General features: G+C 35.3%; 9 protein-coding genes. 3 read left to right on the plus strand and 6 right to left on the minus strand.

Annotation, left to right across the window (positions count from 1 at the left end):
* Positions 1–5: 5 nt before the first annotated feature.
* From GS03_RS13125 to GS03_RS13145, 5 genes are all read right to left on the minus strand, one after another.
* Positions 6–1,229: a T9SS type A sorting domain-containing protein gene (locus tag GS03_RS13125; RefSeq protein WP_136152987.1), complete on the minus strand. Its 1,224-nt coding sequence runs from the start codon at positions 1,227–1,229 to the stop codon at positions 6–8.
* A gap of 125 nt (positions 1,230–1,354) precedes the next feature.
* The gene (locus GS03_RS13130; RefSeq protein WP_136152988.1) at positions 1,355–2,242 is read right to left on the minus strand and encodes a bifunctional 5,10-methylenetetrahydrofolate dehydrogenase/5,10-methenyltetrahydrofolate cyclohydrolase; all 888 of its coding nucleotides are present in this window, start codon (positions 2,240–2,242) and stop codon (positions 1,355–1,357) included.
* Between the two features lie 54 nt (positions 2,243–2,296).
* A complete protein-coding gene (ffh, locus tag GS03_RS13135) occupies positions 2,297–3,625 on the minus strand; it encodes a signal recognition particle protein (protein ID WP_136152989.1) in 1,329 nt (442 codons plus the stop codon).
* A gap of 134 nt (positions 3,626–3,759) precedes the next feature.
* The gene (locus GS03_RS13140) at positions 3,760–4,224 is read right to left on the minus strand and encodes a hypothetical protein (protein WP_136152990.1); all 465 of its coding nucleotides are present in this window, start codon (positions 4,222–4,224) and stop codon (positions 3,760–3,762) included.
* Positions 4,225–4,416: 192 nt separating this feature from the next.
* Positions 4,417–5,445 (minus strand): hypothetical protein, encoded by a 1,029-nt coding sequence (locus GS03_RS13145; RefSeq protein WP_136152991.1) that lies wholly within the window; start codon positions 5,443–5,445, stop codon positions 4,417–4,419.
* A gap of 104 nt (positions 5,446–5,549) precedes the next feature.
* Between GS03_RS13145 and GS03_RS13150 the strand changes: the two genes are divergently transcribed.
* The 3 genes from GS03_RS13150 to GS03_RS13160 are packed head-to-tail and all read left to right on the plus strand — an operon-like array spanning position 5,550 to position 9,533.
* Complete coding sequence (locus tag GS03_RS13150) at positions 5,550–6,071, plus strand: RNA polymerase sigma factor (protein WP_136152992.1); 522 nt, start codon at positions 5,550–5,552, stop codon at positions 6,069–6,071.
* 40 nt (positions 6,072–6,111) lie between these two features.
* Positions 6,112–7,011, plus strand: a complete 900-nt coding sequence (locus tag GS03_RS13155; protein WP_136152993.1) for a FecR family protein — start codon at positions 6,112–6,114, stop codon at positions 7,009–7,011.
* Positions 7,011–9,533: a TonB-dependent receptor gene (locus GS03_RS13160; RefSeq protein WP_136152994.1), complete on the plus strand. Its 2,523-nt coding sequence runs from the start codon at positions 7,011–7,013 to the stop codon at positions 9,531–9,533. Before GS03_RS13155 ends, GS03_RS13160 begins: the two co-directional genes overlap by 1 nt.
* Before the next feature lie 35 nt (positions 9,534–9,568).
* Here GS03_RS13160 and argS read toward each other — a convergent pair whose 3' ends face one another.
* A complete protein-coding gene (gene argS, locus GS03_RS13165; protein WP_136153120.1) occupies positions 9,569–11,347 on the minus strand; it encodes an arginine--tRNA ligase in 1,779 nt (592 codons plus the stop codon).
* Between the last annotated feature and the right edge of the window lie 193 nt (positions 11,348–11,540).

Here is an 11,540-nt window from a genome sequence, read left to right on the forward strand (position 1 = left end):
AACACTTACTCTTTTACAAACTTACTGACATATTTATCTTCTCCTGAATAAGCTTCCATAATATAGATTCCCTTCGCTAAGTTTTCTACATTTATTGTATTGCTATTTTGAGTTTGAAGGATTATTTTTCCTGAAAGGTCAGTAATGCTAATTTTATCTAAACTGCAATCATTTTCTAGTTGTAATGTAAGTACAGTTGTAACAGGGTTTGGATAGACTGTAATTTTTGAATCAATATTGTTGTGTGTAACACCAAGTTGTTGTGTGATTTTGCGGATCCTTTCATTGCTCTGATCCCCTATATATATATTCCCCGCGGAATCAATTGCAACTCCTTCTGGAAAATGAAACTGGGCGGAAACTCCTGCACCATCTGCAAAACCCTGTGTAGAGCCCGCCAGAGTACTAACTACACCTGTCGGAGTAATTTTCCGGATTTTATTATTATAAGCATCTGCTACATACAAATTGCCTGCGGGATCAGTCGCTACTCCAAAAGGATAATAAAATTGAGCTGCTGACCCTGTTCCATCAGCAAAACCTACTGTAGAGCCCGCCAAAGTACTAACCATGCCTGCTGGGGTAATCTTTCGGATTTTATTGTTTTCACTATCTGCTACATATACATTGCCTGCGGCATCAATTGTCACTCCTCGAGGAGCATTAAACTTCGCTGCAGTTCCAGAACCATCTGCAAAACCATATGTAGCGCCTCCCGCCAAGGTACTCACTACACCCGTTGGGGTAATTTTTCGAATTCTGTGGTTAATCAGATCTGCTACATACACATTACCTGTGGCATCGGTTACCACTCCAGTAGGACTACAAAACTGAGCGGTAGCGCCCGAACCATTTAAAAAGCCACAAGTTCCCGAACCCGCCAGGGTACTAACCACACCCGCCGGAGTGATTTTTCGGATTTTGTTATTTTCAGTATCTGCTACATATACATTACCTGCGGTATCGGTCGCCACTCCAAAAGGATGATAAAACTGAGCGGAACCTCCTGCACCATCTGAAAAGCCTTGTGTAGAACCTGCCAAAGTACTTACGATACCCGCCGGGGTGATTTTCCGGATTTTGTTGTTCCAGCCATCCGCTACATACAGATTACCTCCAGCATCGACTGCCACTCCCAAAGGAGAAAAAAACTGAGCTGTGGCGACCGGGCCATCGGCAAAGCCCTGAGTAGAACCGGCTACAGTCGTTACCTGCTGAGCAGTACTCATAAATGTTGTGACAAAGGCACTTAATAAAAAAATGGCTTTTTTCATATTTTATTTTGAATGCTAAAAATATAAAAAAGGAAACTAAATCAAAGCAAAAAATCCTGAACTTTCATTCAGGATTTTTTTTATGCTAGTCTTTGTCTTTTCTGTTCTCTTGCCAATAAAGTATTTTTCAAAAGCATTGCGATTGTCATCGGTCCAACTCCACCGGGAACAGGTGTTATATAAGATGCTTTTTTGGAAACCGCATCAAAGTCAACATCACCGGTAATTCTATAACCTCTTGCATCATTTTCATCAGCAACACGTGTAATCCCAACGTCAATTACGACTGCATCGTCCTTGATCATTTCGGCTTTCAGATAATTGGGAACACCAAGAGCTGTGATAATAATATCCGCTTGTGTTGTGATTTGGGCAATGTTCTTAGTATAACTGTGCGTAAGTGTTACGGTTGAATTTCCTGGAAAACCTTTTCTTCCCATCAGGATGCTCATTGGTCTTCCCACTATGTGGCTTCTTCCAATGACAACCGTGTGTTTTCCTTTGGTTTCGACATTGTATCGTTCTAGCAATTCCAGAATTCCAAATGGTGTTGCCGGAATAAAAGTGGTCATATCCAAAGCCATTTTTCCGAAATTCTCCGGATGAAATCCATCGACATCTTTACTTGGATCGATTGCCATTAATATTTTTTGGGTGTCAATTTGTTCCGGTAAGGGCAACTGAACAATAAAGCCGTCAATGCTGTCATCGTCATTGAGTTCAGCAATTTTCTTAAGCAATTCCGTTTCCGAAGTGGTGCTTGGCATTTTGACTAAAGTCGATTCAAATCCAACTAATTCACAGGCTTTGACTTTGCTTCCAACATAGGTTAAACTAGCACCATCATTTCCGACAATAACTGCCGCCAAATGTGGCACTTTTTCTCCGTTAGCTTTCATTTTGTTAACCTCAGCCGTGATTTCGGTTTTGATGTCGTTAGAGATTTTTTTTCCGTCTAATAATTTCATTTGTTGTGTTGTTTATATAAATAAAAAAGACGCGAAATATCGCGTCTCTACATATTATCTCATTCCACCCATCATCTTCATCAGGTTCTTACCGCCGCCGCCTTGCATCATCTTCATCATTTTGCTCATTTGGTCGAATTGCTTCATCAGCTGATTAACTTCTTCTATTTTTCTTCCGGAACCTTTTGCGATTCTGGTTTTTCTTTTCATATCGATGATTGCAGGCTTGCTTCTTTCTTTTGGTGTCATCGAGTGAATAATCGCTTCAATATGCTTGAATGCGTCATCTTCAATTTCAACATCTTTCAATGCTTTTCCGGCTCCGGGAATCATTCCGACAAGGTCTTTCATGTTACCCATCTTTTTCACTTGTTGGATTTGGGCTAGGAAATCATCAAAACCAAATTCGTTTTTGGCTATTTTCTTTTGGATTTTTCTCGCTTCTTCTTCATCATATTGCTCCTGTGCTCTTTCTACCAAAGAAACTACGTCACCCATTCCGAGAATTCTCTCCGCCATACGCGATGGATAGAACACATCGATAGCTTCCATTTTTTCTCCGGTTCCAATAAATTTGATTGGTTTATCTACAACCGATTTAATAGAAATGGCAGCTCCACCACGAGTATCACCATCTAATTTGGTTAAAATTACTCCGTCAAAATTTAATCTGTCGTTAAAAGCTTTTGCCGTATTTACCGCATCTTGTCCGGTCATTGCGTCAACAACAAACAAAGTTTCCTGTGGTTTTACAGCAGCATGAACATTGGCAATCTCGGTCATCATCTCCTCATCAACTGCCAAACGACCAGCGGTATCGATAATTACAACATTAAAGCCATTCGATTTGGCATACGCAATCGCTTTAAGCGAAATGTCAACCGGATTTTTATTTTCCGGTTCAGCGTAAACTTCAACGCCAACCTGACCTCCAACAACCTGTAACTGATTAATCGCCGCAGGACGATAGATATCACAAGCTACTAAAAGCGGTTTTTTATTCTTTTTGGTCTTAAGATAATTGGCTAATTTTCCTGAGAAAGTTGTTTTCCCTGAACCTTGCAAACCCGACATTAAAATTACGGTTGGATTTCCGGAAAGGTTGATTCCTGTAGCATCACCACCCATTAATTCGGTTAATTCGTCTTTTACGATTTTAACCAATAATTGTCCCGGTTGCAATGTCGTTAATACATTTTCACCGATTGCTTTTTCTTTAACTCTTGTGGTAAAATCTTTGGCGATTTTAAAATTAACATCGGCGTCAAGTAAAGCACGACGGACTTCTTTCAAAGTTTCGGCTACATTGACTTCGGTAATTTTTCCATGTCCTTTTAAGATATGGAAAGCTTTATCTAATTTATCACTTAAATTATTGAACATAGATGACTTTGCTTTTAATGAAGTGCAAATTTAAGGATTTGATTTAGAAATTCTATGATAGAATAAATAAAAAAACCATCTCGTTTTAGATTGAGATGGTTTTCAAATACTATTAATTCTTTTTCATGTTTACATTAGTTCTTGGTAAAGACCAAAATATCTGTCCCACCATTTCCACCGCTTACATCTATTAGAGATATTGTAGTAGCAGTATGGCTAACTACATCCCAATCATCAGTCAAATCTGCAAAGTCAACCGGAGTTGTAAACCCAATATTAAAATCTAAATCACTGCTTGGATTATCATCATTGCTATCGTCTGAAGTTACAGACCAAGTTCCGGTATAAGTGTTGGTTCCGTTTGTGGCAGTCAAAACACCTCCTGAAGCAAACGTGAAATTATATCCTGTAAAATGATTGGTTTCATCATTTCCTGAATCTACATAACTGGTAACTCTCCAGGTACCGCTTGTAGCAGTATTGATTACCGGTGTTGGATCTCCTCCAGAAGATGAATTATCGTCATCTGAGCTACACATCGAAGCAACGTTTAGCATAAATAGGGAAAAAAGGGCTGGGATTAAAATTAACTTTTTCATGTTTTTTTTGTTATAGGTTTATAAAATTTTGTTTTGAGTGCGCCTCTTTTATTGAAACAAAAAGCAAAAAAAATACCCTACTTAGAAATGCAAAATTTCTGTCTTAGGTTTGATAAAAAGTGAAATGAAAAAACCAGCACTATGGCTGGTTCTAAGTATTTGCAAAAAGTTATTTCTAGCTTACAGTTTAATTTAGTTCTTAGTAAAATTCAAATAATGATTGTCACTTCCTCCACCGCTTTCCTCTCTTAATCTCATAGAAGTAGCCGTAAACTCAAGTACTTTCCAGCCTTCTTCCATTTCCTCTAAAGCTGAGCCATCATAATGTAAATCAAGTCTTTGATATCCATTTTCATCATTTATATCCCAATCTCCATTAATAGTAATGCTGTTTTTTATCGCAGTACAAGTTCCGTTTGGATTAAAGTTAAAATTATAGCCGTTGTAATAATTCGTTTGGTCATGACCATCTCCGTAGTAATAGGAAACATACCACGAACCAGTTGTCAAAACATCTGATAAGACAAGAGTTCCTGAACTCGTAGTATCACAATCATTAATAACATTTTCTATGGCGGACTCAAGTTGTGAATTAGTCGTAATGGCAATATTATCACCGCTTGAATTGGTTAACGTTATCGGAAACACAAATCCAACTATTTCGCCATCAGTCAAATTATTTACAAAAGTATATAGCTGATTATCGTTTTGCAAAGTGACTGAACTTGCTACCTGATCGTTAGAATTGTAAATATTGATAGAAATAGGATAATTAAAATTGATACAGAAAATGTCACGATAAGGGCTATCATCTCCATATCCTGCGATGATACTTTCAAATTCTGCTTCTGTCGCTACATCATGCTCGTAATAATTTGGATAAACCATGGTAATAGGAAAACCAAAGTGAACTATATCATCATCCGTAGCGCTTTGGTTTTTTATATCCTGAACCGCTTGGAAATCGGACTCAGAAACTACATAAACGTATTGACTGTTAACTGTAACGTGTGCCGGCAATTTTATACTACAATTGCTTGTCCCATCTAAAACATTATCGGCAGTAGTTTCATATTGAGACACTCTACTTATAAGCGAAGATATTGGTGATGATTTGGCAAAACTGTTTTGAGTGTTAAGCGTTATCGTTTCTGATTCGTCCTGACACGAAAAAAACGTTAACACAAAAAAATATAGCAACAATAAATAACTCTTTTTCATGGTATCATAAGCACTTTTGACGTAATTAAAACAAAGTTGCAATAAAAAACCCTACTTAGGAAAAAAAAATTAAATTTAAACTCTCGAAAAATTCAAAAAAGTAAATGGAAGAAAACAATTCTGATGGCATCTGTGAAGAATTAATTTTTTCAGGTTTTTTTAAAGCTAACGTAAAATCATTACGGAATTACTTGTATTTCAAATTTGGAAACGAGGAAAAAGCTAATGATGTTACGCAAGATTCCTTTATAAAGCTATGGGAAAACTGCAAAAAAGTACCTTTAGAAAAAGCCAAATCTTATTTATATACTATTGCCAATAATGCTTCATTAAATGAAATAGCACATCAAAAAGTAGTTTTAAAATATGCCCAAAATAATGCAGGCAATGATAAAACTAATCTGAATCCGGAGTTTTTGATAGAAGAAGAACAATTCAAACAAAAACTGGAAAAAGCAATAGAAAAACTAACCGAAGGGCAAAGAACTGCTTTTCTTTTACACCGAATAGAAGGGAAAAAATATCACGAAATTGCAATTATGCTTGACATCAGCGTTAAAGCAGTTGAAAAAAGAATTCATGGCGCATTAGTTTCTCTACGAGCAGAAATCGAACAGATCAAGTAGGGTTTTTTAAAATTAAAATGTTTTTAAACAAATGAATGCAATGGAAGAAAAATACGAATTAGCAAAGTGGTTAGCCGGAGAGATGACTGAAAAGGAACTACAAGCTTTTCAAGAAACTCCTGAATATCAAACTTACGCCAAAATTGCGGTCTATTCGAGTCAATTGAAAGCTCCTGATTTTGATGCGGATTTGTTATATCAAAATACCATCAGACATAAAAAAGCAGCTCCAAAAGTTATTCCGTTCTATAAATCAAAATGGATGCGAATTGCTGCTATTTTTGTTGTATTTCTTGGTTTGTCTTTATTCTTTAGAACTACAATAACTTCCACAGAAATTGCTAAAAACGGTCAAAAAACAACTTTTTCTTTACCTGATAATTCCGAAATTGTTTTAAATAGCGGTTCCCAAATTCAATATAAAAAATGGAATTGGGACAACAACCGTAAACTGGATTTAGATGGAGAAGCTTATTTTAAAGTCGCACACGGAAAAAAATTTCAGGTCAATACAACTCTCGGAACTGTAACTGTTTTAGGAACACAATTCAACGTTAAAGCCAGAAAAAACCGCTTTGATGTGACTTGTTACGAAGGAAAAGTTAAAGTAAGTTACAACAGTAAAGACATAATTATAACGAAAGGAACAGCAGTAACTTTTGAAAACGACTATTTCGACAGAAAAAATATTACTGTCCAAAAACCAGAATGGACAGCCAATGAAATAGTTTTCAAAAAAGAAAATCTTCAAAGTATCGTTGATGAATTGGAAAGACAATACAGTTGTGAAATTGTTTTAAACAGTAGAGAAAACGCGCAACTTTTCACCGGAACATTACCGACTAATGATATTAAAACAGCTTTAGATGTTGTCTGCTCCATATTTCATTTAAAAATTTCTAAATTTGATAACACGAAAATTATTCTAGTGGATATTTAATGTTTGTCAAAAAAAAACTCTTTTCATTACTGCTTTTTTTTCTTTTTTTGTTTGCTCAAGCGCAACAAGAGAAGGAGCTTTTTTCTTTAAAAGTAATTTTAGATGAAATTAGTGCAAAGCACCATATCAAATTCAACTATATTGATGAAGAGTTAATCGTCTACCGAATAGCTCATCCAAAGGAAGACTTATCACTTTCTGAAAAAATTATCTATATCGAATCCAAAACCGGATTGAGAATCAAAAAAATCAGCGAAAATTATTATTCCGTTTACAATAATCAAAAGTTAGACAAACCGCTTTGTGGTTATTTGCTCGACGCCGAAATGGGACTTCCTATTGAAAATGCCATCATTAAAATTCTAAACAATAATATCAGTGTGTTTTCAGATGAAAAAGGCTATTTCGAATTACCGCTTATTTCTGCCAATGCAATTGAAATATCGCATTTAAGCTTTGAAAAAAAAATAATTACTCCAACAGAATTATATGTTTTGGGCTGTCCCAAAATAAAACTTGTTCCTATAGTTCAAAAATTAGATGAAGTAATTACGCAACGTTATTTGACAACGGGAATTTCTATAAAACAAGACGGGACACTTGAAATAAAACCACGCAAATTTGGAATCTTACCCGGATTAATTGAACCCGATGTTTTACAAACCATGCAACAAGTTCCCGGTATTATCAGTGTTGACGAAACCATTTCCAATATTAATGTTCGAGGCGGAACACATGATCAAAATCTTTTCCTATGGAATGGTATTCGAATGTTTCAAACAGGACATTTTTTTGGATTGATATCGGCTTTCAATCCTTCATTGGCGCAAACTATTACGATAGCCAAAAACGGAAGCTCGGCTTTTTTTGGCGAAAGCGTTTCAAGTATGGTTGATATTTCTTCCCGAACCAATACGATTGAAAAAACCAACAGCAGTTTTAGTACCAATCTTATCAGTGCTGAGATTTACACTAAATTAAAAGTTTCCAAAAATGCGAATCTTACGTTGTCCGTGAGGCGTTCGGTTACCGATTTTTTCAAAACTCCAACCTATCGAAATTACAGTAACAGAATCTTTCAAAACACCATTATCACTGATTTGAATACCAATGAAATTGTTGATTACAAAAGCAATGTCGAATTTTATTTTTACGATGTTACGACACAATTTCAGCAAAAAATCGGTCTCAAAAACGAATTGAATATAGATGTCATTGCTATAGAAAACACACTGCATTTTAATCAATCTACATCAGATTTGAACAAAAACAGCAATCTGGAACAGGAAAATTATGGTGGCACAATCCGATGGAAAACCAATTGGAATACAAAACACAGCACCGAATTTAAAGGCTATTTTTCGAACTATGATTTGAATTCGATTAACGAAACACTTGAAAGCAATCAGATTTTGGCCCAAAAAAATCTGGTTCTTGACATCGGATTTCAAGTTAGAAATTCGAATCTGATTTCAAATAAAATTACGCTTAATTCCGGTTATCAATTCAATGAAATAGGTGTTACCAATTTTGATGAAATTAATCTGCCATTATTCTCAAGAAAGATTAAAAATGTATTGTTGACGCACGTTGGTGTTGCAGAAGCTGTTTTTGAAACCGAAAGCAAAAAGACATTCCTGAAAGGCGGTTTGCGTGCTAATTATTTTGATAAATTCAGTTTCTTTCTTGTGGAACCGAGAATACAATTCAATCAGGCATTGACTTCTGCACTGCATTTGGAAATTTTAGGTGAGCAAAAAAGTCAAACCCTTTCTCAAATTATAGACTTACAACAGGACTTTTTGGGTGTAGAAAAACGAAGATGGACTTTGGCTAACAATTCTACAATTCCGATTCAGAAGAGCAATCAGATTTCTTTGGGTTTTAATTTTAAAAAAAATAATTGGCTAATAACTTTGGATAATTTTTACAAAAAAATCACCGGAATTACCAGTGGAAGTCAGGGTTTTCAGAACCAGTTTGAATTGGAAAAAGCAGCTGGCGATTATCAGGTCATCGGTTCAGAATTTTTGATACAAAAATCTTTTAATCAATTTTATACCTGGTTGAGTTATAGTTACAATGACAACAAATATAATTTTGACCAATTATCAAATACTTCTTTTCCTAACAATTATGATATTACACATGCCTTTTCCTGGGCAGGAATTTATGAATGGGAAAAATTGAAATTGGCTTTGGGAGCCAAATGGCATAGCGGAAAACCTATTACAACACCAACATCATTTACAGTATCAGATGCCAATCCGGAAATTATTTATAATGCACCTAATAATTCCAGATTGAAGGATTATTTCCAAGTTAATTTTTCGGCTTCAAGAGAATGGAAACTGAAAGACAATATGAGTTTGCAAACGGCTGTATCGGTACTGAATTTGCTCAATACCAAAAATAGCCTGAATCGTTTTTACAGAGTAAACACAACAGACAATTCGGTAGAAAGTGTTGATACTTATTCGCTTGAAATGACACCAAACTTTAATGTAAAGTTCAGTTTTTAACATAAAAAAAGGCTGGAAAATTCCAACCTTACTTTTTACATTCTTTCCGGAACTTCTATTCCGAGTAGCTTGAAAGCTGATTTTATCGTTTCAGCCACTTTTTGGGAAAGCTGCACTCTGAAAACTTTATTTGTCATATTTTCTTCTCCCAAAATAGAAACCGATTGATAAAACGAATTGTATTCTTTCACCAATTCATAAGTATAGTTGGCAACCAAAGCCGGCGAATGATTATTGGCTGCGTTTTGAATTACATCGGGAAAAAGTTCTATTTGTTTCAGCAATTCTTTTTCTTTTGGATGCAATTCCAATTCGGTAACTGCAAGACTCAAATCAAAATCTGCTTTTCTCAAAATGGACTGAATTCGGGCGTAAGTATATTGAATAAACGGACCAGTATTTCCGGCAAAATCAACTGATTCTTCAGGATTAAAAAGGATTTGTTTCTTAGGATCAACCTTCAAAATGTAATATTTCAAAGCACCAAGACCAATTGTTTTGAAAAGTTTCGCCTTTTCTTCTTCTGAATAACCTTCTAATTTTCCTAATTCCGTTGAAATTCTTCCGGCGGTTTCTGTCATTTCTATCATCAAATCATCGGCATCAACAACAGTTCCTTCACGGGATTTCATTTTCCCTGATGGCAATTCCACCATTCCGTATGACAAATGAAATAAGCTTTCAGCCCAGTCAAATCCGAGTTTTTTCAGAATTAGAAACAACACTTTAAAGTGATAATCCTGCTCATTTCCAACGGTGTAAACCATTCCGCCAACATCCGGAAAATCTTTTACTCGTTGAATTGCGGTTCCAATATCCTGAGTCATATAAACCGCTGTTCCATCAGAACGCAACACAATTTTTCGGTCTAAACCATCAGGTGTCAAATCAATCCAAACCGAACCATCAGCATCTTTTTCGAAAATGCCTTTTTCCAATCCGAATTGCACGACTTCTTTTCCTAATAGATATGTATTGCTTTCATAATAATAACTATCGAAATCGACTCCAAGATTTTTATAAGTTTGAGCAAAACCGTCGTAAACCCATTGGTTCATGGTTTTCCAAAGTTGGATAACTTCTGGTTTTCCTGCTTCCCAATCGAGTAGCATTTGTTGTGCTTCCTGAATAATTGGCGCTTGTTTTTTTGCTTCGTCTTCTGTTTTTCCCTGAGAAATTAATTCTGCGATTTGGGCTTTATATTCCTGGTCAAACTTCACATAAAAATTCCCAACCAGCTTGTCACCTTTCAAACCGACACTTTCAGGTGTTTGTCCGTTGCCAAATTTTTGCCAGGCCAACATCGATTTGCAGATATGAATTCCACGGTCATTGATAATTTGAGTTTTATAGACTTTTTTTCCTGAAGCCTTTATGATTTCAGAAACAGCATATCCTAAAAGATTATTTCGAACGTGACCAAGATGTAAAGGTTTGTTTGTATTTGGTGATGAATATTCGACCATAACTGCCTTGTCATTTGGCGAAACTGGAACAAAACCAAAGCTTTCATTATCTTTTATTTCCTTAAAAAAATTAAGATAATAATCGTCTGAAACCACTATGTTTAAGAATCCGGACACTACATTAAAACGGATAACTTCATCAACATTTTCAACTAAATAGGTTCCGATTTTGGTTCCGATTTCAATTGGATTGCCTTTGATAACCTTTAATAGTGGAAAAATAACCATAGTAATATCACCTTCAAATTCCTTGCGGGTAATTTGAAATTCAACTCTATCAATAGAAACATCAAATAATTGTTGTACTGCTTTTTGAATCGGTAAAGTAAGAATTTGCGAAAGCTTCATGGTAATTTCTTTTAAGTTGGCAAAGATAAACATTACAAGATAATTTTAATAGTAAGAACAATTTATAAAAAAACATAGGTAATAATTCTGTAAGAAATAAATTTTGTAAGTTTTTTATTTGTTAAAATATAAATATTATGCATTTCATCGATATTATTTGCTTTTAAACGATATTAGTATCAATATTTGCTTT

Origin of the sequence: Flavobacterium sangjuense (assembly GCF_004797125.1) — a bacterium.
GTDB lineage: Bacteria > Bacteroidota > Bacteroidia > Flavobacteriales > Flavobacteriaceae > Flavobacterium > Flavobacterium sangjuense.

Excerpts from the sequence above, each read along its gene's own strand:
- GS03_RS13150 (WP_136152992.1), top strand. The coding sequence starts at position 5,550 with ATGGAAGAAAACAATTCTGATGGCATCTGTGAAGAATTAATTTTTTCA.
- GS03_RS13130 (WP_136152988.1), bottom strand. The coding sequence starts at position 2,242 with ATGAAATTATTAGACGGAAAAAAAATCTCTAACGACATCAAAACCGAA.
- GS03_RS13145 (WP_136152991.1), bottom strand. The coding sequence starts at position 5,445 with ATGAAAAAGAGTTATTTATTGTTGCTATATTTTTTTGTGTTAACGTTT.
- GS03_RS13155 (WP_136152993.1), top strand. The coding sequence starts at position 6,112 with ATGGAAGAAAAATACGAATTAGCAAAGTGGTTAGCCGGAGAGATGACT.
- GS03_RS13140 (WP_136152990.1), bottom strand. The coding sequence starts at position 4,224 with ATGAAAAAGTTAATTTTAATCCCAGCCCTTTTTTCCCTATTTATGCTA.
- ffh (WP_136152989.1), bottom strand. The coding sequence starts at position 3,625 with ATGTTCAATAATTTAAGTGATAAATTAGATAAAGCTTTCCATATCTTA.
- argS (WP_136153120.1), bottom strand. The coding sequence starts at position 11,347 with ATGAAGCTTTCGCAAATTCTTACTTTACCGATTCAAAAAGCAGTACAA.
- GS03_RS13160 (WP_136152994.1), top strand. The coding sequence starts at position 7,011 with ATGTTTGTCAAAAAAAAACTCTTTTCATTACTGCTTTTTTTTCTTTTT.
- GS03_RS13125 (WP_136152987.1), bottom strand. The coding sequence starts at position 1,229 with ATGAGTACTGCTCAGCAGGTAACGACTGTAGCCGGTTCTACTCAGGGC.